Annotated in this window: 23 protein-coding genes and 3 pseudogenes; 18 read left to right on the forward strand and 8 right to left on the reverse strand. The window is 58.7% G+C overall.

Annotated elements, in window-relative coordinates; translation table 11 throughout:
- Positions 1-102: 102 nt before the first annotated feature.
- From EDF56_RS26265 to EDF56_RS24930, 8 genes are all read left to right on the forward strand, one after another.
- On the forward strand, positions 103-240 hold the full coding sequence (locus EDF56_RS26265; RefSeq protein ID WP_207905080.1) for a hypothetical protein: 138 nt from the start codon (positions 103-105) through the stop codon (positions 238-240).
- 306 nt (positions 241-546) lie between these two features.
- Positions 547-1,488, forward strand: coding sequence for a DUF6662 family protein (locus EDF56_RS24900; protein WP_243652849.1), 942 nt, complete (start codon positions 547-549; stop codon positions 1,486-1,488).
- 9 nt (positions 1,489-1,497) lie between these two features.
- Positions 1,498-2,025 carry an FMN-binding protein gene (locus EDF56_RS24905; protein ID WP_132392727.1) on the forward strand — a complete coding sequence of 176 codons (528 nt, stop codon included), beginning with the start codon at positions 1,498-1,500 and terminating at the stop codon, positions 2,023-2,025.
- Positions 2,018-2,854 (forward strand): FAD:protein FMN transferase, encoded by an 837-nt coding sequence (locus EDF56_RS24910; RefSeq protein WP_132392729.1) that lies wholly within the window; start codon positions 2,018-2,020, stop codon positions 2,852-2,854. The genes EDF56_RS24905 and EDF56_RS24910 overlap by 8 nt, the downstream gene beginning before the upstream one ends.
- Entirely contained in the window at positions 2,854-3,300 is a 447-nt protein-coding gene (locus EDF56_RS24915; RefSeq protein WP_132392731.1) for a hypothetical protein, read from the forward strand. Before EDF56_RS24910 ends, EDF56_RS24915 begins: the two co-directional genes overlap by 1 nt.
- Positions 3,301-3,418: 118 nt before the next feature.
- Entirely contained in the window at positions 3,419-3,700 is a 282-nt protein-coding gene (locus EDF56_RS24920) for a response regulator (RefSeq protein WP_165912380.1), read from the forward strand.
- Between the two features lie 20 nt (positions 3,701-3,720).
- Positions 3,721-4,011 carry a hypothetical protein gene (locus EDF56_RS24925; protein WP_132392735.1) on the forward strand — a complete coding sequence of 97 codons (291 nt, stop codon included), beginning with the start codon at positions 3,721-3,723 and terminating at the stop codon, positions 4,009-4,011.
- Between the two features lie 16 nt (positions 4,012-4,027).
- Positions 4,028-4,294: a toxin-antitoxin system, antitoxin component gene (locus tag EDF56_RS24930; RefSeq protein WP_132392737.1), complete on the forward strand. Its 267-nt coding sequence runs from the start codon at positions 4,028-4,030 to the stop codon at positions 4,292-4,294.
- 30 nt (positions 4,295-4,324) lie between these two features.
- Here the strand turns inward: EDF56_RS24930 and EDF56_RS24935 are convergent.
- The 3 genes and pseudogenes from EDF56_RS24935 to EDF56_RS24945 all read right to left on the reverse strand — a co-directional run.
- A pseudogene (locus EDF56_RS24935) lies at positions 4,325-4,750 on the reverse strand (IS630 family transposase); the annotation flags it as partial.
- Between the two features lie 25 nt (positions 4,751-4,775).
- Positions 4,776-5,051 (reverse strand): annotated as a pseudogene (locus tag EDF56_RS24940) (transposase); the annotation flags it as partial.
- Between the two features lie 26 nt (positions 5,052-5,077).
- Positions 5,078-5,206 (reverse strand): transposase, encoded by a 129-nt coding sequence (locus EDF56_RS24945; RefSeq protein ID WP_132392739.1) that lies wholly within the window; start codon positions 5,204-5,206, stop codon positions 5,078-5,080.
- 281 nt (positions 5,207-5,487) lie between these two features.
- On the opposite strand from EDF56_RS24945, the gene EDF56_RS24950 reads away from it, so the two are divergent.
- On the forward strand, positions 5,488-6,216 hold the full coding sequence (locus EDF56_RS24950; RefSeq protein WP_207905082.1) for a cytochrome c oxidase assembly protein: 729 nt from the start codon (positions 5,488-5,490) through the stop codon (positions 6,214-6,216).
- Positions 6,180-6,713, forward strand: coding sequence for a CopD family protein (locus EDF56_RS24955; RefSeq protein ID WP_207905085.1), 534 nt, complete (start codon positions 6,180-6,182; stop codon positions 6,711-6,713). Before EDF56_RS24950 ends, EDF56_RS24955 begins: the two co-directional genes overlap by 37 nt.
- Here EDF56_RS24955 and EDF56_RS24960 read toward each other — a convergent pair.
- Positions 6,677-7,192 (reverse strand): DUF2231 domain-containing protein, encoded by a 516-nt coding sequence (locus tag EDF56_RS24960; protein ID WP_132392741.1) that lies wholly within the window; start codon positions 7,190-7,192, stop codon positions 6,677-6,679. The genes EDF56_RS24955 and EDF56_RS24960 overlap by 37 nt on opposite strands.
- A gap of 108 nt (positions 7,193-7,300) precedes the next feature.
- Between EDF56_RS24960 and coxB the strand changes: the two genes are divergently transcribed.
- The 4 genes from coxB to EDF56_RS24980 all read left to right on the forward strand — a co-directional run bounded on the left by coxB (position 7,301) and on the right by EDF56_RS24980 (position 12,222).
- A complete protein-coding gene (coxB, locus tag EDF56_RS24965) occupies positions 7,301-7,930 on the forward strand; it encodes a cytochrome c oxidase subunit II (protein WP_243652850.1) in 630 nt (209 codons plus the stop codon).
- Positions 7,927-10,464 (forward strand): cytochrome c oxidase subunit I, encoded by a 2,538-nt coding sequence (gene ctaD, locus EDF56_RS24970; RefSeq protein ID WP_132392745.1) that lies wholly within the window; start codon positions 7,927-7,929, stop codon positions 10,462-10,464. The genes coxB and ctaD overlap by 4 nt, the downstream gene beginning before the upstream one ends.
- Positions 10,461-10,841: a hypothetical protein gene (locus EDF56_RS24975; RefSeq protein WP_207905088.1), complete on the forward strand. Its 381-nt coding sequence runs from the start codon at positions 10,461-10,463 to the stop codon at positions 10,839-10,841. Before ctaD ends, EDF56_RS24975 begins: the two co-directional genes overlap by 4 nt.
- 64 nt (positions 10,842-10,905) lie before the next feature.
- Positions 10,906-12,222 (forward strand): ferric reductase-like transmembrane domain-containing protein, encoded by a 1,317-nt coding sequence (locus tag EDF56_RS24980; RefSeq protein ID WP_132392747.1) that lies wholly within the window; start codon positions 10,906-10,908, stop codon positions 12,220-12,222.
- A 340-nt stretch (positions 12,223-12,562) separates the two neighbouring features.
- On the opposite strand, the gene EDF56_RS24985 is transcribed toward EDF56_RS24980, so the two are convergent.
- Both EDF56_RS24985 and EDF56_RS24995 read right to left on the reverse strand, forming a co-directional pair.
- Complete coding sequence (locus EDF56_RS24985) at positions 12,563-13,972, reverse strand: amidohydrolase family protein (RefSeq protein ID WP_207905091.1); 1,410 nt, start codon at positions 13,970-13,972, stop codon at positions 12,563-12,565.
- 1,296 nt (positions 13,973-15,268) lie between these two features.
- Positions 15,269-15,420, reverse strand: a pseudogene (locus tag EDF56_RS24995) (IS3 family transposase); the annotation flags it as partial.
- 80 nt (positions 15,421-15,500) lie between these two features.
- Between EDF56_RS24995 and EDF56_RS25000 the strand changes: the two are divergent.
- Positions 15,501-16,433 carry an IS66 family transposase gene (locus EDF56_RS25000; protein ID WP_279389739.1) on the forward strand — a complete coding sequence of 311 codons (933 nt, stop codon included), beginning with the start codon at positions 15,501-15,503 and terminating at the stop codon, positions 16,431-16,433.
- Between the two features lie 35 nt (positions 16,434-16,468).
- On the opposite strand, the gene EDF56_RS25005 is transcribed toward EDF56_RS25000, so the two are convergent.
- A complete protein-coding gene (locus EDF56_RS25005) occupies positions 16,469-16,756 on the reverse strand; it encodes a hypothetical protein (RefSeq protein ID WP_132392749.1) in 288 nt (95 codons plus the stop codon).
- Between the two features lie 442 nt (positions 16,757-17,198).
- Complete coding sequence (locus EDF56_RS25010) at positions 17,199-17,465, reverse strand: DUF4880 domain-containing protein (RefSeq protein ID WP_132392751.1); 267 nt, start codon at positions 17,463-17,465, stop codon at positions 17,199-17,201.
- Positions 17,466-17,540: 75 nt separating this feature from the next.
- On the opposite strand from EDF56_RS25010, the gene EDF56_RS25015 reads away from it, so the two are divergent.
- The 3 genes from EDF56_RS25015 (at position 17,541) to EDF56_RS26165 (ending at position 19,896) form a co-directional block, all read left to right on the forward strand.
- Positions 17,541-17,759, forward strand: coding sequence for a helix-turn-helix domain-containing protein (locus tag EDF56_RS25015; protein WP_165912381.1), 219 nt, complete (start codon positions 17,541-17,543; stop codon positions 17,757-17,759).
- 98 nt (positions 17,760-17,857) lie between these two features.
- Positions 17,858-18,835 carry a hypothetical protein gene (locus EDF56_RS25020; RefSeq protein ID WP_132392755.1) on the forward strand — a complete coding sequence of 326 codons (978 nt, stop codon included), beginning with the start codon at positions 17,858-17,860 and terminating at the stop codon, positions 18,833-18,835.
- Positions 18,836-19,683: 848 nt separating this feature from the next.
- Positions 19,684-19,896 carry a hypothetical protein gene (locus EDF56_RS26165; RefSeq protein WP_165912382.1) on the forward strand — a complete coding sequence of 71 codons (213 nt, stop codon included), beginning with the start codon at positions 19,684-19,686 and terminating at the stop codon, positions 19,894-19,896.
- The last annotated feature ends 116 nt before the right edge of the window (positions 19,897-20,012 follow it).

Below are 20,012 nucleotides of genomic sequence, written 5' to 3' on the forward strand. Positions count from 1 at the left end.
TGGCGGCGCATTCGACAACATAAGTATCCGAGGGTTCCCGGTCGATTTCACCAACACCTGCGGCGCGATGGTTTCGCGCTCGCGCCTTATTTCGACGTACCGATGGAGAATATCGAGCGCATCGACGTGCTGACGGGGCCGTCCGGCGATGCGCGCACTCAGCCCATCGGCACATCGGCCCAAAACGCCTTGTACACGCTCCATGCGGCGAAGACCGGCGGCTTGCCAATCGACTGCTGATGAGCATCTCCGGGCTCGGACTCGCTCTGCTAGGCTTCGTCGCCGTTTGGTCTTTCTGGTTGAAACGGCCCCGACAGTGTCGAACCTGACGCGCGCGAGCGTCGACAGCTCCCTTTAGAGTCGATTCCCCCTGAAGGGCAGCTATGTCTCCAGACTTGCTCGTCCATTGGCAAGCCGCCGAAACGTAGTTCCCAGAGGTGGCGGCAGGCAGTTCGATACATCTTCGTTAAGGTACATTGGGATTTTATAACAACCACACGGCTGCTTTCCCGGTAATGCGAAGCAATCGCATTAGGGAGTTTGAGTGTGGGGTACTGGAAGCCAGCGGCGCTGGGAATTTTCGCTGTGAGTGCTGTGTTGGCGGGACCTGCCCGCGCAGACGAACCATTGTTTGGGTTCATCTACACCACGGATACGTTGCCGAAGGACCAGTCCGAGGTCGAACAATGGATCACTCTGCGGGAGGGGCGCTCACAGGGAGACTTTCACCTCATCCAGACGCGAACCGAAGTCTCGCACGGCGTGACGGACAATTTCCAGCTCTCTGGCTACCTCAACCTCGCCTACGCAAACGTGAAGGGCAATACGCCCAGCGGCGATACCGTCCCGCCAGAAGTGTTTGCTGACTTCGCTTCGGACCCGGACCAGCGCTTTCGCAAGACGCGCCTGGAATCCGTCTCTGTCGAAGGCATCTACCGGGTTTCCAGCCCCTACACGAACGGGATCGGGGTCGCCCTCTATATGGAACCTTCGATCGGGCCACGCACGCGCGAACTGGAATCGCGCCTCATCCTCCAGAAGAATTTCCTGGACGACAAGCTCGTCTTCGCCGCCAACGCCACGCTGGGTTACGAATGGCGCAAGCTGCTGGGCGATCCGAGCGCCGATCCTACGTCTGAAGAGTTCGTCACGCACTGGGACAAGGAGACCGACGTCAATTTCGGTTTTGCCGGCAGCTACCGCTTCACGTCGAACTGGTCACTTGGCGGCGAACTGCAGAACGAGCGCGAATTTGCGGGGCTCAATCCCTTCAAGGCATCCAACCGTACGAACCTGGCCTGGTATATGGGTCCGACGCTCCATTACGGCGGCCGCCACTTCTTCGCGACGTTCACCACACTGTTCCAGATGCCGTGGGCAAAGGATTACGCTAATCCGCCCTCCGATAGCCTTGTCGTCAATGGCATTTCCAATGCCGACGACTTCGAAAAGTACCGTTTCCGCCTGAAGGTTGGATATTATTTCTAGGATCGGATCATGGCACAGTTTTCCTATCGCATCATTCCGCTGGCAGCGCTCGCCCTGGCCGTACCAGCGCAGGCAACGGTCTACCTGACGGTCGAACAGGCGCAGAACCAGATGTTCCCGCGCCAATCGCTGACGCCGCAGTTCCGCACTCTGACGGCCGAGCAGGTCGCCGCGATCCGCAAGGCATCGGGGGAAAGCCCCCTGTCGCGTGATCTGCGGGCCTGGCGGGCGGCGGACGGCGGCTGGTTCATCGTCGATGAAGTCGTCGGCAAGCACGAATTCATCACCTATGCCGTCTCTCTCGACAGCAGTGGGGCAATACGCGATGTCGAGATCCTCGACTATCGCGAGGCCTATGGCGGTCAGGTCCGCGATCCGCGCTGGCGGCAGCAATTCGTCGGCAAGCGCGCCGGTCAGTCTCTGAAGCTCGGCGGCGAAATACGCAATGTCTCGGGAGCGACACTTTCCTGCAAGCATATCACGGACGGCGTAAGGCGCGTCCTGGCGACTTACGCTGTCGCTCTTGCCCATGCATGACCAAATGGTTCGGCGCTGCCGGCCGATCCTGGGGACCTTCGTCGAAATTGCGGTTCCCGAAGCGGCGGCGGCGTCGATCGATCCCGCTTTTGCGCGGATCGAGCATATCCACGCACGGATGTCCTTTCATTCAGAGGACAGCGATCTGGCCGCGTTGCGCCGTGCACGCCCGGACTCCAGCGTGCACGTAGACAGCGCGACGATAGGGGTTCTACGGCTCGCCAAGGATCTTTATCATCAGACTGATGGCGTGTTCGATGCGGCGGTAGGCAGGCAACTGGTCGAATGGGGATTCCTGCCGCAACCCGCCGGATATCGGGACAAGGAATGGATCGGCGGGATGCCCGATGTGGAGATTCTCGACGAGGCCCATGTGTCGATTTCGCGCGCCACCCTGTTGGACCTTGGCGGCATCGCGAAGGGCTATGCGGTCGACTGTGCGGTGGAGACATTGCTGGAAGCCGGTGCTCCATCGGGAATCGTTAATGCCGGCGGTGATCTTCGCGTCTTCGGGGAATGGGAGGAAATCGTGCATCTGCGGGAAGCCGATGAAACCCTCGGGGCGTCGCTTGCCATTCGCAACGCTGCCCTTGCGAGTTCGAGCAATCTCCACAATCGGCGCCAGCACCGCACGCACGCAACCAGCCCGCATGTCCTGGGCGAAGCGCCGGTGTTGGCAGGCGATGCCGTCACTGTCATTGCCGAACGGTGCGTTATCGCTGATGCAATGACCAAGGTGGCGATAGCATGTCCGACGACTGCCGGGCGTGTTCTTGCGACCTTGAATGCTGAACTGATCGACAGGCGCGCGTTGGGAGCGACCCACTGATGCTGCATCTCAAGACTGCCAAACTTGCGCGCTGGCAAGTCCGGCTCCTGTGTTGGGGCTGCGGCATCCTGTGGCTGAGCGGCGCAGCATGGCTGGTGCTGCACAACTTCATGCAGATCCAGGGGGACTTCGGCCCCGAAACCAATCCGCTGGAACCATGGATGCTGCGCATTCACGGCGCGGCGATGCAGATCGTCCTGCTGGGTCTGGGAAGCTTGCTGGTCGTGCACGTCTGGCGCGGCTGGACGTACCGAAGCCAACGCGCTCTGGGCCTTTCACTGCTAAGCATGGCCGCCCTGCTCATCGTCAGCGGATTCCTGCTCTACTATGTAGCCAACGAGGACTGGCGGGAAATTACGAGCAAGGCGCATTGGATCACGGGCATTCTGGCGCTGCCGATGTTCGTATTGCACTACTTCCAGGGAAAGCGGATTCGAAGGCGTTGAGATCCGATTGGCGAATTCTTTTGGCGTCACTCGTTTGTCGGGACACAGGAGAGATGTCCGACACAGTGTTCGGCGTCCGGGCATTACGTGGCGATGAGACTGCTGGAGTTTGGCTATAGTGTGCGCGCCACTGGCTGAAGACGATCCGGCGACCGCCGTGTTCGTCAAATGCGGTCTCACCGCCAATGGTATTGTGACCCGGATGGTGGAGAGCGGGCCGGAAGCTCTCGAATTCGGGGCGGCTGAGACTTTCGACGTCATCATTCTGGACCGGATGCTTCCAGGGCTGGAGGGCCTTGATGTCCTCAGCAAACTGCGCGCGTCCGCGAACTGGATACGGCGGCTGCCAGTTTCTGGCGGCGCGCGCGACGCCAGCGCGCCCGCCCAGCAACGCCTCTAAGCGCCGCTGTCCCCAATCGATTGCGGGATGCTCGCGCCGGTGTTCGCCAGCCTGATGACGCGGTACCAGGCCGTGCTCAGCCGCCCGATCGGGTGGCAGCGGCGTGGCTTTCCCCCGACGAGCGCCTGCTGCTCGGCCTGTTTGACGGTACGCGGTCGGGCCTCGGCTGCATCGCCTGCACCGAGGACTCGGACTCCGCGCTCGACTGCGCCCTCTGCTCGACCCGGATTATGATGGCGCTGACGATTCCCTCCGCTCGTCCCGGTCATGACGCCGATCCGGCGCACATCGGCTTGACGATCCCGAACTGAGCGTCTGGATATCGACATGGGCAAATACGATGCATTGGGCGTCTTCCTGAGACGGTGGCGAGTCCGCAACGACGCCGAAGGCGTCGAGATCGGTTTCGCGCAGATAGAGAGCATCATTGGCGGCCTGCTTCCGCGCGGCGCGGCGGAGCCCGAATGGTGGTGCACAAACGGCCATGCCGATTGCAGCGCGCCGCATCGACGCGCCTGGCTGGATGCCGGGTTCGACGCCATCGCCGAACCAAGGGCTGAAAGAGTGTATTTCCGCAAGCGGACAGCCGCGTGACGAGCTAGTGTCAATGCGACCTCCAACCTGGATTGATTTCAACATTTGGCGACCGCGCCTGATGACTGGGACAATTTCGTCTGGATCGGCTTTCCAGAGGAAAGGACAGGGTGCCTCGTTGTGCTCGCTGATGAAGCGGTTGATGGCTGCCGGCAGATCGACGACGGAATGACAGGCGCCGTTCTTCAGCCGCCGGCGTGTGAGCTTTGCGAAGAAACCTTCGACGGCGCTGAGCCGGGAGCGGGATGTTGAAACGGAGTGTAAGGTTCAACGCGGATGCCGGGCCAGCCAAGCCCGGACCTTGGGCTGCTTGTGGGCCACATAATTGCCGAGGATAACGTGGATGGTCTTGTCGGCAGGCATCTGAGCTTCGTTGGCATTCAGTAAGCGGATGAACTCCTGATGCCGGTGTCGCTGCATATTGCGGCCAATCACGGAGCCATTCGGAACTGTCAGGAATTTCGTGTGGCGAGGCGGTTGCCATCAGGCCAAATTGCGCTTTCGCCATGTTCCACTCACGCGGCGACATTTTCCACTCTTTCTCCGAACGGTTCAAGATCAGATACAGCCGCTTGGTCGCGGCGTCATCATTGGGGAAATGGCCCCGTGCGCGAACAGCGCGGCGAAAGTTGGCATTCAAAGCCTCTATAGAATTCGTTGTGTATAGGATCCGCCGGACTTCGTCGGGAAAGGCGAAAAATGGGATGATCTCGGGCCATGCCCGGCGCCAGCTCTGGCCGATAGAGGGATAGCGCTGGGCACAGAAGCTGGCTTAGAAGGTGGTCAGGCGGCAGCGGCATCGACGGCCCGGTAGATACCGGCGCGCGCGCCCGTCATGATGGCGCCGGGCTGCGTCGTCTCCTTCAGGATCGCCAGCTTCTCTTCGTCGCTCCAGTGCCGACGCCGTTCCATTCGTACGATCGCTCCACCATCTCAGCGGGCGCTCATACGAGGCTCGATTGACTGGTCGATATAGACTCGCAAGGCCTCCATGCGAGCTGCGAAATTCACGCCGATACCCATCCCCACAAGGCGGGGATCCGTCGGCGCTTACACAACGATAGCGATAGAGCTCGATCGGTGTGATCTCGGCGGGGTGTGAACAGGTATTTCCCATCAAAGAGCGCATTGCGCTCCCTCGCTAATAGGTGCACCAATGCTTTAGCGAGAAAATCAGAAACGGAAGGCCAACGATGAGCGACACCGTTGCTATCGCTTATTGCGGTCCCGCTGCAATACCAAGCGATCTCTTGGCGCGCTGGAACTTCGATCCGTTGTTGCTGACAGCAATCGCAGCGTTAGCAATTGTGATTGCGGCCGGTCGCACTGCAAACGCCCCCGCCGGCTACGCGGCGGCTGTCCTCATAATCGTGATCTTCGTCTCCCCGCTTTGCGCGTTGTCCTCTGCGCTCTTCTCCGCACGCGTCCTGCATCACGTCTTGTTGATATCTGCCGTCGCACCGTTGCTCGCAGTTTCGCTCCCCCTCCGAAAACTGTCGGTGCCGCCGCTTGCTCTGCTCGTCGGCCTTCACGCGATCGTGCTGTGGGTGTGGCATATGCCGGCGCCTTATGAGTGGGGACTTGCCAGCGTGCCACGCTACTGGCTGATGCAAGCCACACTTCTTGGCAGTGCCTGGCTCTTGTGGCGGACAATTCTGTCGCCGACTACGCAGCCTGGTTCAGCGCTTCTCGCGCTTGTGGCGACGGTCGCGCAGATGGGCCTATTGGCTGCGTTGATCGTATTCGCCCAGCATCCACTGTACGCGGTTCATTTCGCGAGCACGCAAGCTTGGGGCATGAGCCCGCTGACGGACCAACAATTGGCAGGCCTCCTGATGTGGGTGCCGGCGTCTCTATCCTACCTTGGCGTGGGACTCTGGTTAGCATGGTCGAACTTGCGACCGGTCGCGCCATCCATATGACAACTTTATTCAAATTCATCCACTTGGCCGCTATCGCCATTTGGTCGAGCGGTCTGATTATTATGCCATTTCTGTTCTGGCAGCGCCGAAACATTGAACCCGGGCCGGAACTTGAGCGGCTGCATCGGTTGACCCGCTTCGTCTTCGTGGGGATGACCTCTCCAGCGGCCTTCATCGCCATCGGCAGTGGTACAGCGCTCATCTTTCTGCAAACCACGTTCCTCGAGTGGTTCTCACTAAAGATGGCACTCGTCAGCTTGATGGTCATGCTGCACGTCGTCGCTGGCCTCGTTCTTGCGCACTTGTTCGAGCCTGGCAAAAGCTTTCGACGGTTCTCGTACGTGGCGCTTACGAGCTCCTATCTCGTCCTGATCACAGCAATAATCTGGGTGGTGCTCGCAAAGCCCCATATCGATTCCAGTCAGTTCGCTACGGAACTCTTTGCGCCTGGCGGCCTGCGTCAGTTCCTGGGCGAAACCAGAATTCCGATTCCATGATCAAATATGAGCTTGCCGCCATGCCAGCCCGCAAAGCCTGCCACAGTGGCGGCGAGCGCAGAGAGCGCAAGGCCGTGCGGCAGAATCGATTCGGGATAGCCCAACCGGAGCCCCCAGTTCGCCCCGGAGATAGCGACCAAGGTCATGGCAGCAATCGCGTGGGACCAGCTCGCTTCGTGCATACGTATGCCGCGTACGAGCAAGAGTTCTGCAGTGCCAACGACGCTCGCTGCGACACCCGTCCAGAAAGTGAAACCGGCGGACCAGAGGCTGACACGCAACCAGAACGGGTCACCCGACCACCAGTAGAAGATATCGACTCCAAGTGTGGCGACGACAAAGGCGATCGGAAAGTGAACCATCATCACATGCAGCGGGTGGCCGACCAATGCCACCGCGGAGCCGGTGTCAAGCCGAAGCAACTCAAGCGTGACCGGACTTTCTGTCGTCGTGGACGGATCCTTCTTGCTCGGTGCCATGATGCCTGCTCTCCTGGTCCGAACCATTTTTTCAGGCGCTATCATATCGCTTCGCGCGCGGTGGTCTACTCCACAATATCTTCCACACTCGCGGGATGCACAGGACCTTTGTCAACACTCGATCCCGCCGGATCGGCGGCGCGCTCGATCGCCAATCTGTGGTGGCTAATGCTGACAGGCGCCGTCTCGCTGTTTGCACTGGTCATGATCCTCTTTGCTATGGTGATGATTCGGCCTCACTGGGGAGCAAAAGTGGCACCGGCGCGCTGGATCGTCTTTGGAGGATTGTGCCTGCCGGCAATCGTCCTGACGCCTCTTGTCGCCTATGCGTTGGTAACAGGCGAGCGGCTATTGCCGGGGACCGGGGCTGATCCGATGCGCATCGAAGCGCAGGCCGCTCAATGGAAATGGAAGTTCCGCTACCCGGGGATCGATGGGGGCGAAACCGAGGGTGTATTGCATCTCCCTGCAGGCAAGCCGGTCGATATCGTGGTCACTAGTGTCGATGTCATCCACGCATTCTGGATTCCCCGGTTGGGAGGCAAGATCGACGCGGTGCCTGGACATCGCAACGTTCTACGGCTCCAGGCAGATGTGCCCGGTCATTACCAGGGGCTCTGCAACGAATTCTGCGGCATCGGCCATAGTCGCATGCGCTTCGACGTCATCGTTCACCCGGCAGCGGAGTTCTCCGCCGCACTGGCCAAACCCGACGCAGCCGGGAAGGTACCGCAATGAATACAACGATTGACGATGGCACGCATGGTGGATCGGCATTGAAGCTTCATCGCCAGCTCGCGGAGATCTGGGCCACCGGCCCCGGGCTGCAGCGTCTTGCAGCCATAAACCATTCCGTTATCGGGGTGCGCTTCATGGTGACGGCGTTCGTGTTCTTTGCGATCGGCGGCGTGCTCGGTATGCTGACCCGCGTGCAACTTGCGACGCCCAATGCGACGTTCATGGATGCGGAGACCTACAATCAGGTCTTCACCATGCACGGGTCGATTATGCTGTTCCTGTTCGCCATTCCCATGTTGGAGGGTATCGCGGTCTATCTCACGCCCAAGATGCTTGGCACAAGGGACTTCGCCTTCCCGCGACTTACCGCATACGGTTATTGGTGCTACCTTTTCGGCGGTACAATCCTCACGACCGCATTGGTCGCAGGTGTCGCACCCGACAGCGGGTGGTTCATGTATACGCCGCTGAGCTCGAATGTTTACACGCCCGGTATCAATGCCGACGTGTGGTTGTTGGGAGTGACTTTTGTCGAGATATCGGCCCTGACGCTGGCCGTCGAGATCATCGTCTCGATTTTGACGATGCGGGCGCCGGGCATGTCACTCGACCGGATGCCGATTTTCGGATGGTATATGCTGGTGACCGCATTGATGATGGTCGTCGCCTTTCCGCCCTTAATCCTGGGCTCAATCCTGCTCGAGACGGAGCGGGCCTTTGGCCTGCCGTTCTTCGACCCGTCGCGAGGCGGCGATCCGCTGCTCTGGCAGCACCTGTTCTGGCTCTTCGGTCACCCGGATGTCTACATCATCTTCCTGCCTATGGCAGGCCTCCTGTCCACGATGATCCCGGTGTTCGCTGGAACGCCTCTGATAGGATACCGGGCGATCATCGTTGCAATCATCGGCCTTGCCTTCATCAGCTTTGGTATATGGGTGCACCACATGTTCACCGTGGGCATTCCGCATCTCGCACTCGCCTTCTTTTCGGCAGGATCTGCGATCGTGGCGGTACCGACTTCGGTGCAGCTATTTGCCTGGCTCGCCACGTTGGCCCATGGCCGGCCGATCTGGAATGTGCCAATGCTCTACATCTTCGGCTTTTTTTCCACCTTTGCGATCGGCGGGCTGACAGGCGTTATGCTCGCCATGGTTCCGTTTGATTGGCAAGCGCACGACACTTATTTCGTTGTCGCCCATTTCCACTACGTAATCGGTGGCTCCGTCGCTTTCCCGATATTGGCAGCGCTCTATTATTGGTTGCCACTGCTGACCGGCAGGACCGCGGTCTATCGGCTTGCTATCCCGGCGTTCTGGCTGATCTTTGTCGGCTTCAATATGACCTTCTTCTTGATGCATCTGGCCGGGCTGCTCGGTATGCCACGGCGCATCTACACCTATCCGGCGGTTGAAAACTGGACTTGGCTCAATCTCCTGTCTTCGCTGGGTGGCTTTATCATGACGATCGGCTTCGCGCTGGTGGTGATCGACCTCATCGCGCAGGTCCGCTACGGGCGGCGGGTACGCCGCGATCCTTGGAAGGCGGCGACGCTCGAATGGGCCATGCCGATCCCGCCATCCCCATATGCCTTTGCTTCGCTACCTCATATCGAAGTTCGTGCAGACCGAATCGCCGTTGGCGATCTTGCGCCGTCACTGGCTCGTGGAGAAGGATATCTTGGGTTCGTGCGCAATGGCTGGCAGGAAACGCTCGGTGTTCACATGACATCGGGCATGCCGGAACAATTGATCGTGCTGCCGCGTTCGACCTATTTGCCCCTTTGGACAGCGCTGGCGACGGCTACCGCCGTACTGTGCATGCTGTTCAAGCTCTACTTGCTATCCCTTGGTATGGTGCTGGTGACGGCTGCGTTGTTCGTTCTGGCGGGACAGAGCGCGGGTCAAACCCGTGACTATGGCCTCCTGCCGGTTGGTCGGGGTCTGAGCTTGCCGCCACACACGGAAACGACCAATCCTCCTGCATGGTGGGCACTCGCGTTCACGCTCGTTGCGGACGGGACGCTCTTTACATCGCTGATATTCGGCCTGCTCTATTTGTGGATCTCCGCTCCGAACTGGCCGCCGGTGGGCAGGCCCGACACCAGCCTTGCGATTGCTCTGGCATCCGTCGTCGTACTCGTTGTCGCTGCGATCAGCGCGCGAGGGGCATTGCGTGCCGTCGTCGGCAGTCGCGCACCAGGAGCCTGGATCGCGCTGTCAGCCGCCGCCTTGGTGGCGGCGATAGCCGGCCTCGTCGTCCTAATCGGGAATGTCATTCCGCGTCCTACCGAACATGCGCTCGGCGCGACAGCCGCGGCTGTTCTTGGATTTGTCGTGCTGCACGCCGCGATCGGTCTGCTTTTCCTGCTGAGTAATATCCTGCGCCTTACCTTCGGCCTTGTGTCAGCCCGGCGTCATATCGACTTCCGCTTAACACGGCTGTGGAGCGACTACACGGCGATTACCGGTGCGCTAGCCATCGGCCTAGTCCTAGCGTTGCCCGCGCTCGTGGATCTATTGGGGATGCGATCGTGAAGGCAAAGTCTCAGCCTGAAACACTGACAAACAGCACCATGAAGGTCCATAAAGGCCAAGCTTGTCATTTGTGGTTGCTCGCAGTGGGGTTTAGCGTCTGGGCCTGCGCACTCGCCGCCGCTTACGTCCTCCACAGCGTTGGCTGCACGTTTGGCTGGTCGACAGACACGCTGCGCTGGAGCCTGGCGCTGGCTATCCTCATCCACCTTGCGTTGATTGGAGCGCTGTGGCGAACTTTTGCGCGCAGGTTCCCCACCCCGCCCCTCAGTCAAACCGACTCGTTCATGCGCTGGGTCATCATGGGGACCCTGATTGCGGCCTTCATCACGATCGTTTTCACGCTTGGCCCCGCGTTATTTCTGACGACGTGCACCTAAATCCCGACCCGCTCCGCGCGGTAATGGGGAATGAGGAATGTGTTCTCGAGCGGAGCTCCATCTTATGACTTATACTATGCGCCGCGTTGTTTGGGTCGTTGTATATCTACTGTTCGTCCTTTTTCCTTTGCTGACCCTTCTGTTAGGTTCGTTGCCCCCGGCGCGTGATTTTTGGACCGAGTTTTCGGCAGCCCTCGGTTATTCCGGGTTGGCGATCATGGGGCTGCAGTTCGGGATCACAGCTCGCTTCCGCTATGTTACCGAACCCTGGGGCGAAGACATCATTTACCATTTTCATCGGCAGATTTCGCTTTTAGCGGTCGCATTGGTGATAGTGCACCCCCTTATCATGGCGGCGGTCCACCCGGAATTGCTGGAGGTCCCCGAGTTGAGCGAGGCGCCGTGGGGCGCGGTTGCCGCCTTTTTCTCCTTATTTTCTTTGATAGCCATGGTGGTGACGGCGCTCTGGCGTGCGAAGCTGAAAATCCCGTACGAGGTTTGGCATCTCAGCCACATCACGCTTGCACTCATCGCCGTAGCAGGTGGGCTTTTCCACATGGTAGGCTGGAGTTTTTACCTCGCCAACCCCTGGAAACGGGCTCTCTGGTTTGGCCTGACGATCTTCTGGGTCGGGTTGCTGCTCTACGTGCGGATAATCAAGCCGCTATTCATGCTCCGCCGTCCCTATCGGGTGACGGAAGTGCGTGAGGAGCGCGGGGATACCACAACGCTGGTGATGCAGCCGGAGGGACACGATGGATTTCATTTCCGCACCGGCCAGTTCGGATGGCTGACAGTGTTGGGAAGCCCGTTCAAAATCACCGCACATCCATTTTCGTTCTCGTCTAGCGCGGCGGTAACGGACGGCAGTGTCGAGATGTCGATCCGCAACCTGGGTGATTTCACAAGGGAGATACCCAAGACCCGAGTCGGCCAGCGTGTCTATCTCGATGGGCCGTACGGTTCCTTCACCATTGGCAATCCTGCAAACATGCATGTGCTGATTGCCGGAGGCGTCGGCGTTACACCGATGATGAGCATGATTCGTACGCTTGCCGATCGAGGCGACAAGCGCACGGTAATCCTATTCTATGGCAGCAAGGACTGGGACTTGATCACGTTTCGCGAGGAACTAGAGGCGCTCGAGGCGCGGCTCGACCTCAAAGTCATTCATGTCCTCGCGGATCCTCCAGCTGAGTGGAGCGGGGAGCGGGGTTTCATCTCCGCTGACGTGCTTATCCAACATCTGCCGGCGCCCTACGCCGCTCATGAATACTTCATATGTGGGCCGGATGCGATGATGGACGCGATCGAACGGGCGCTTGCACAGCTGGATGTGCCGATGTCAAAGTACCACGCTGAGCGCTACAGCTTCGTTTAGGGAGGGTTCCATGCGCCGTTTGTTTGCCGACCGACTAGTCTTTGCGACAGGGGTGATCATCGTCGCTGGCGCCATTCTCTTCGCGATGTTGCGGGTTGCCGGATAGCAGACGCGCGACTGACGGGTGACTGAACGTCACGAAGTGGGTTTAGCGCATTGCATAGCCACACTTCAGTTCCGAATAGTTCTCTATACATTGAATAATGAGAAACTTAATGTGCTTAAGAAGCGATGTAGAATTACGTTTCACCAATTCAACTCCTCACAAACAAGTTGGCGGATCACAGGCTTACTATGTCACGATGCCAAACGACTCGCCATGATCCGCCCCCCCTCAAGATCAGGGCGCCAAAGTATTCTTGTAGATCTTCCCATCCTTCATGATGACGAGGAAATTTCGGTTCGGATCAGCGACCAAATTGAGATTTTGCAGCGGGTCACCGTCGACTAGCAACAGATCCGCCAATGCACCCGCTTCCACCACGCCAAGCTTACCGACATAGGGAGCACGTTTGCCTGAGAGGCTCAGCAATTCCGCATTGGTGGAGGTTGCCATGATCAAGGCCTCCGCAGGCGTATACCAGCGAGCGAGAGAAGCCAGAATGGCGCCCTGCTGCTGCGCAAGTGCACGTGAAAACAATACGTCGGTACCCCAAGCGGTCTTGATCTTGTACTTCTTTGCCAATTCGTAGGTCCGGCTAATGCCGGGGAACACTTCATCCGCCTTTTCCCGCTGAACGGAGCCCACCGGAAATCCGGTCCGCAGGTCATCAGGCAACGGCTGCAGGCTGAGCCAGATGCCCTTTTGGGCGATCAGCTTCGCGTCGGCCTCAGTCATGAGAAAGCCGTGTTCGATGCAGGTCACGCCAGCTGCAATGGCCTGCTCGATCGCTTCCGGTGTAAACGCGTGCACGGCAACGTAGGTACCCCAGTTGTGCGCAGCCTCCACTGCGGCACGGAGTTCCGGCTCAGTGAAGGTCACCACGTCGATCGGACTGAAAGGGGAGGAAACGCCCCCTCCGGCGGTAAGCTTGACCTGCGAGGCACCCTGCATCAATTGCTCGCGGGCGCGCACGCGCACCTCGTCCGGACTATCGGCGAGTGCAAAGCCGCCGATCTGTTCTCCGCGGGTAAGCGGCCCCCCGATCTGACGCGGCAAGTCGGACAACTGTCGGAAATCACCGTGTCCGCTGGTCACGGTGATCATTGCGCCAGAAGGAAAGATACGCGGACCTATCGCGAATCCGCTGTCGATGGCTTGCTTGAGCCCGAATACCGGGCCGCCCACATCTCGGACAGTTGTGAAGCCGCGCAGCAGCGTGTCTTTCGCCTCATCCCCAGCAATGAGATTGAGGTAACCCACGTTGCCGGCGAGCATCTCAGGAGGGGTTGGTCGGATGAACATCGCATGCCAATGGGCGTCGATAAGGCCAGGCATTAACGTACGTCCGCCTGCGTCGATTATTATCGTGCCCACGTCAGCGGTAATCGGGGCGGTCGAAATGCGTTCGATGATATTGCCTCGAACAAGCACGTTGGACGGCCCGGAAAGAGCTGAACTCTTCCCGTCAAAAATACGCACGTTCTTGAAGAGTGTCGCCTGAACTCCCGACGCAGCGACCTGCTGGGCCGTGACAGGAGCAGACAGCACTACAAACAGCGAGGCCATAAGACCGACCGGAAGAAACCGACGCCAGACACGCGAATCGCGCGCACCGAGAACCTTCTTCAACCATTTGCATGATATCATGTCATCTCCTCCTTAAACGACCGATTGCTCATTCATTTCCAAGTGCGAACACGCTGCATTGTGTCTGACAACCGCCTGGAGAGATGGCCCAAAACACCCCCGTTAGCTGATGCGCTCCCTCGCGAGCCCGGCTTTCATCGGATTTCCGGATGATGCCAACGGATTAGTTTAGCACTTTAGGGTCCAGGCGGCGGTTGCATAGCATCCAGGAAAGCGCCCGCGCGTCCTTCACCGGCCAGCTAAGCCCATATACAACCCGGAAGCCATTGTCGTCAGAGAGGACTGGTCCGCTTGGGCCACCATTTGAACACGCCTTCGGCCCACCCGGGAATTATCTTCACGTCGGCGCCAGATGACGCCCGCTGAGCCTGCATGTGCATGTTGAAGATATCTGTCGTTCCCGAGACGCCTAGCAGGAATGCGAGCCATGACGCCGGAATACACGACTTGGCGCCTAGGTCGACTGCGCTATCCCTAAATTGGCGCAAGCGATATCTCCTTGTATAAGGGCCGCCTTTTCTTGATGGTAGGATAAAAATCCCCTCTACGAAAGCTCAATTTGTTTGTTGCGCTGCATCATATTTTTGGTCTGATCAGGTCGAGCCCAATGTTTGACGCTCACCTTCTCCGATCGAAAGGATAGCGGCTTCTGGTGCAGCAGGGGCATTCACATAGGGGCAGATAGTTGCAAAACGCGCGCAGCCGCCTCAGCGCGGTGAAATACCGCCAAGGGCCCATTTCAAGCGAATAAACTCCGCATTTCAATTTTATACTGGGCAGACTCAGCCACCACTGCATGCGGACGGCACCGCTCGGCCAACGCCCCACGATAGACGCCCTTGCGCGATGGTCAGCGTCTGCCGGCCGTTCGAATAAGTGGTCCCTTCTGAGCCCATAGAGGACAAATCGAACGCAGGCCCACCGTTGACCGATACCGAAACCCGATCTCCCAGGAGGCGCACACCCAAGTGAGTTCCATCTTCGCAAACGTAGTCGCTAATAGGATAGGGATTGCCGCCGCCGATCGACGCCGCAGGCGCAGAGTGCTGACAGCCTGCAAGCATCAGGGAACTCATCGCTACTGTCGAGAGGATCTTTAGCAACGATTTGGCTCCAAAATGCATACCCTTCTCCCACCAATGCAGCAGATATTCATTTCTTGCATGTGTCAATAGGAACGGTGGTGATCGCCGCCGAGAAGTGGCTCTGACTCACATTTGCAACTGTTCGGGGTAAGCTCCTCCCGCAACATTGGGAGGATCTGTGACGCGCCCCCGGATTACCTCCAGCTGGGTAGAGCCGGGCAGTTTTGTTGCGCATGAGCGCGGATGAAGCAATGGCCTGTGGAGCGGAGCCCTAGGGCGCAGCGGAGCAGGCCATTGGTTTTGCAGTTCGGCAGCAAAAGCCGCCGGGGTTTCGTAGCCAAGAGCCGAGTGGGGTCGTTCCTGGAGCGGAACGGGCAGCCCATGACGAGACCCGCGAGAAGCCTGAGACCGCTCAGAACTCGATCAAGCTGACGGCGCTGCAGATCGAGAAGTTCAAGGTCCAACTAGCCCGCCTCCGGCGCATGAAGTTCGGGCAGTCGTCGGAACGACTTGCTCTTCAGGCCGATCAACTCGAGCTGACGCTGGAGGATCTCGAGGCCGAGCATGCCCATGCCGAGTGTGTGATCGAGGGCCATGTGCCCGACGATGCCCCGGCCAAGGCTACCCCTCTCAAGCCGCGCCGTGCACCACTGCCTGACCATCTGGCTCACGTCATCGTTTCCAAGTTCGCCGATCACCTGCCTCTGTATCGCCAATCGCAGATCTACGCCCGCGAGGGCGTGGAGATCAGCCGTTCGACGATGGCGGACTGCCGGGGCCAAGCGAGTAGGCTGCTGCAACCGCTCGTCGCGCGGATCGCCGATCACGTCATGGCCAGCGTGAAGCTCCACGCCGACGATACACCCGTTCCCGTGCTGGCGCCGGGGACCGGCAAGACGGCGACCGGCAGACTATGGGTCTACCTTCGCGACAACCGACGATGGAGCCACCTGGACAAATCGGCAGCGCTGTTCCGCTATAGCCCCGATCGCAAGGGTGAGCGACCACGCGAGCACCTCAAAACCTTTGCGGGCTTCCTGCAGGCCGATGCCTATGCAGGTTTCGAGCGCCTGTACGTGAGCGACCGCAAGCCAGCACCTATAATGCCGGTGGCCTGCTGGGCGCATGCCCGGCGCAAGCTGAACGACGTCTACAAGGCGGCCCCGAACTCAGCCGCGCTGGAGGGCCTGCAGCGGATCGGCGAGCTTTACGACGTCAAGCGGCAGATCGTGCGTGAGCCGGCGGATTTCCGGCGCAAGGCTCGTAAGCTCTCGAAGCTAAAGGTGCTGGATTTCTTTGCCTGGGCGGACGATGTGCTGTCCAAGACATCGGTCCGGTCACCCTTGGCCGAGGCGCTGCGTTATACATGCTGGTGATATAACAGCTCATGAGCCTTCTATTATGTTGGCCGTCAGGCTTGGAGGTGCGCATGGAGTTTCAGAACCGTAACCTCGTCGAACTGGTAAAGCGTACTCGCCAGAGATTCGGAGTTTCCATTCAAGAAGCGCACGACCTCATCTTCGCCGATCAGGAAATGCGGCGCCTGGTTGCCATTCGAATAAACCGAGACCCCGAGTGTCGAAAGCAGGCGGTTTACGATATGCGCCAGCATGGTGAGCAATCCCGCTTCACTCACGATGGCGAAAGACTTTTGTTTCGACGCCGCGATGGCCAGCGCGCCAAATTGCTGACTCGCCATTCGACGGCCAAATCGGACGCTTACCCTCACGCAGCTTGCCGATGACCTCCTCGGGCTTGTGCTTCCGCGCCATTCCATTTCTCCTTCGTGGTTCAGACTATGACAGTCGATGGGCCACTCAGAAGGGGCAGATCAAAGAGCGCGAACGCTTGGAACTCGAAATCGCAGACGCGGAAGAGAGGAGTCGAGCAAAACAGCAGGATATCCATGCGCTGTGGGCGCTGCCCCGTGCCGTGAATGATCAGATCGGTAGCTGGAGGCCAGACCTCTTCTGCGCGAGTCAAAACCAACTGAAAGCGTGGCCTGAGGCAACCCTGACCCGCCACCAATTCGAAGCATCCGTGAACTCAATTCAGTCTCCACATCAGTCGTTGAGCGTCTCCAATAGCAGCCCATTCATTGTGAGTTACCACCTGCCTTGGCCGCTTTTCACTACGTTCGTTCAGAGTGACGGGATATCAGAGAGGTTGTCATTCGCTGATTGACGTCGCTTACGGCCTTCAGATGCCAAAAAACGTGCAACTGCGAAAATCTCTCCGACACGCTGGTATGCGGCTCTGTTGAGAGAGTGGTTTCCCATCCACCTTTCAAATGCGGCTTGGAAGTTAACTGCGTCGGCACATCGAATCCGCGCGAACCAGACGGCCGCCTCTATCAAAAGTTCTGCGGAATATTCTGCCTTTAACTTGTCAGAAGAATCATCTTGCATGAAACAACCTCCTTCGATTTGCGAGACGTCCAACACCTCTCCAACTAATAATTGATTCTCAACAAAGCCACAATGATGACGGTCTTCACCCAGCGCCGCATTGCACTGGAGGGATTGGCTGTACCTTTTTCATCGACGGAACTTGGTAAAATCTCCAACATGTCGCGCAAACAAACCAACGTTGCATTGCATAGGTTCGCGGCCACCGGATGGCTGAACCGTAGCTATCGGTGCATCATCATCGTCGACGTGAACGCTCTTCGAGGCTTTGCCGAGCATGATGATCATGCTTGAGCAGATCCCAACTTTGCGTACATTCCTTCGATCGATCTGGCGCGAGATTCCTGTACCGTGCAAACCAGAATCCCAGGCCAACAGCGAGGTGGGAGAAAATGCCAAATCGTCGCATCTTGCTCTATTTTTCTTGGAGCCGGCCGGGCGAGATAAGCGCGCCGCTTACCACCATCGACGATCGATTTCCGGGCATTTTTGAGCTGCGAAGGCTCGCCTACCCCAAGTTCGAACATTTGGCGGATTCGCGGGATTTCGATCAAGGAATTGCCGGCTTCCTCGATCATGTGCAAAAGCCTAACTTCACAGAATTCGCCCAACAATCAGAGACATTAACTGGGATCCCCGTTAAACTGATTGAGCGCGTGAGCGGCAATAAGAAATATACGGCCCTGAATGACAATTTGGTCTCCCGTTTTGATACTATCGTAGTGATTAGCTTCGATTCGTTTCGAACTGCTCAGATGCCCACACCTGAGGAAGTTGCGACCATAGAGGATTTTCTTGCAACTCCGGACCATGTGCTATTCATTTGCCCGCACCACGATATCGGCGAAGCTGAAGGACTATGCGGCCAAGCGCGCGAAGATCGTCAGATCGCGGAGCACCTTCACCACGGCGATCCTGGCATACCCCCGCGTCAGGGTTTCGGCGGTTTTGCACGGGTGCTGCTTCGCGAGCTTGGCGTGCCAGTGGAGAATCGTTTTGGGCTGCGTCCCGCAGCAGCGGGAGATGGCACGCCTATGCCGGCCGATATCGACCGCACAGTCGATACAATGGGCCTGCTCAACGGCGTGGTCTCCTTTAATCTCCACGCTCATCTACCGCATCTCGAACGGATCGGGGCCGCACTTGAAGGGATGGATGTGCTTGCCCGACAACCGATCGATATAGCCGCACCGCCACACCCATTCACGCGCGACGGGCGCTCGACCTTCGATGCCCTGTTGCAGTCGAGCCCAGGAACGTTTGCTGGCAAACTGTTCGTTTGCGATACTACATTGTTCAGTTCCACAGCTGGCGGCATCAACGATCTTCGCCGACTATGGTCCAACTTGGTTCTACGCCCGTCACCATAACCGCGATGCTCCCAAGCCGCCGGCAGAGGATCAGGTGGTGTCCCGCGGTGCTCGGTCGCTGGGGCCGCTCACTTCGGCGTTAGCCTGAGCCGATTATGCTTCGCGACCTGCCGGGAACATGGTGACGGGGTTGTGGCTCACCCGGGCCAAGGCTTCGAGAGCCATTTAACGGGTTGCGTAAACCGCCCATTCGTTGGACTGATCCATGAGGACAGCGGCTGTGAGGCGAGTGATGGCGGGTGCATTCGGGACCATTCCGGCTATTGCCGGCCGGCGTTTGATTTCGCCGTTGATGGGTTCGATGGGGTCGAGAGCAACTTGGCGCGGTACGCACGCGGGCATTTCATGCAAGCGAGCACATCGGGTTCGGCGCCATCCTGCACGGCAATCCTGCCGATGCGGCGGTGCAAACCGCAAGACAAGGCCAAGGTCGAAGCCGGCTTCTGTATTGTTGAGCGCTGGCTATTGGACCGCTTACGTTACCGGATCTTCTAAAGCCTCGGCAAGGCAATACGGCGATCGCCGCATTGCCTTGCCGATCTCAATGATCGGCGAGTACGCGCCAGTTCGGCAAGACGCGGCGCCAGCTATTCGACGAGATCTATGTTCCGAACCTCAAGCCGCTGCCATCAGAGCCGCGGGTTCATGCCGAATGGCCCTGCCGCGTCGGGCTCGATTTACCATATCGCGATCAAGCGGCATCACTACTCCGTCCCGCACCGCTTCGCCCGTCGCGAGGCCGCAGCCCGCTTAACTGCCGGCACGGTCGAAATCTTCCTGAGAGGAGAGCGCATCGCGTCCACCTGCGCGGCAGCGGCAATGGCTGGCACACCACCCTTCCCGAGCACATGCCCTCCAGCCATCGGCGCTATGTCGAATGCACGTCGGCTAAGATCCGCGAAGAGGCAATGCGGATCGGGCCGCTGCTGCCCTTGCTGGTCGAGAAGGTCATCAAGGCAAAGCCCATCCCGAAGAGGGCTAACGATTCCGCCGGATGTGAGGTTAGCGGGCTGGTCCTGCAGCAAGAGCTCACCTCCGATCACCAATATGAAACATATTGACGGCGGAATCATCATGTGAGCCCGAACAAACGTACGCAAGCGATCAGATAAATACTGCCGAAATGTTCTTGTAGGTAGGGGGGGCCGTCCACATACGGAATCCGCATATTACAAGA

Origin of the sequence: Novosphingobium sp. PhB165, assembly GCF_004341845.1 — a bacterium.
Classification (GTDB): Bacteria; Pseudomonadota; Alphaproteobacteria; order Sphingomonadales; family Sphingomonadaceae; genus Novosphingobium.

What these genes read in the sequence shown, in the direction of transcription:
- EDF56_RS26265 (WP_207905080.1), top strand. Translation starts at nt 103, where the DNA reads ATGGAGAATATCGAGCGCATCGACGTGCTGACGGGGCCGTCCGGCGAT.
- EDF56_RS24905 (WP_132392727.1), top strand. Translation starts at nt 1,498, where the DNA reads ATGGCACAGTTTTCCTATCGCATCATTCCGCTGGCAGCGCTCGCCCTG.
- EDF56_RS24910 (WP_132392729.1), top strand. Translation starts at nt 2,018, where the DNA reads ATGCATGACCAAATGGTTCGGCGCTGCCGGCCGATCCTGGGGACCTTC.
- EDF56_RS24915 (WP_132392731.1), top strand. Translation starts at nt 2,854, where the DNA reads ATGCTGCATCTCAAGACTGCCAAACTTGCGCGCTGGCAAGTCCGGCTC.
- EDF56_RS24930 (WP_132392737.1), top strand. Translation starts at nt 4,028, where the DNA reads ATGGGCAAATACGATGCATTGGGCGTCTTCCTGAGACGGTGGCGAGTC.
- EDF56_RS24945 (WP_132392739.1), bottom strand. Translation starts at nt 5,206, where the DNA reads ATGGAACGGCGTCGGCACTGGAGCGACGAAGAGAAGCTGGCGATCCTG.
- EDF56_RS24950 (WP_207905082.1), top strand. Translation starts at nt 5,488, where the DNA reads ATGAGCGACACCGTTGCTATCGCTTATTGCGGTCCCGCTGCAATACCA.
- EDF56_RS24955 (WP_207905085.1), top strand. Translation starts at nt 6,180, where the DNA reads ATGGTCGAACTTGCGACCGGTCGCGCCATCCATATGACAACTTTATTC.
- EDF56_RS24960 (WP_132392741.1), bottom strand. Translation starts at nt 7,192, where the DNA reads ATGGCACCGAGCAAGAAGGATCCGTCCACGACGACAGAAAGTCCGGTC.
- ctaD (WP_132392745.1), top strand. Translation starts at nt 7,927, where the DNA reads ATGAATACAACGATTGACGATGGCACGCATGGTGGATCGGCATTGAAG.
- EDF56_RS24980 (WP_132392747.1), top strand. Translation starts at nt 10,906, where the DNA reads ATGACTTATACTATGCGCCGCGTTGTTTGGGTCGTTGTATATCTACTG.
- EDF56_RS24985 (WP_207905091.1), bottom strand. Translation starts at nt 13,972, where the DNA reads ATGATATCATGCAAATGGTTGAAGAAGGTTCTCGGTGCGCGCGATTCG.
- EDF56_RS25005 (WP_132392749.1), bottom strand. Translation starts at nt 16,756, where the DNA reads ATGGCGAGTCAGCAATTTGGCGCGCTGGCCATCGCGGCGTCGAAACAA.
- EDF56_RS25010 (WP_132392751.1), bottom strand. Translation starts at nt 17,465, where the DNA reads ATGCAAGATGATTCTTCTGACAAGTTAAAGGCAGAATATTCCGCAGAA.
- EDF56_RS25015 (WP_165912381.1), top strand. Translation starts at nt 17,541, where the DNA reads ATGACGGTCTTCACCCAGCGCCGCATTGCACTGGAGGGATTGGCTGTA.
- EDF56_RS25020 (WP_132392755.1), top strand. Translation starts at nt 17,858, where the DNA reads ATGCCAAATCGTCGCATCTTGCTCTATTTTTCTTGGAGCCGGCCGGGC.
- EDF56_RS26165 (WP_165912382.1), top strand. Translation starts at nt 19,684, where the DNA reads ATGCCCTCCAGCCATCGGCGCTATGTCGAATGCACGTCGGCTAAGATC.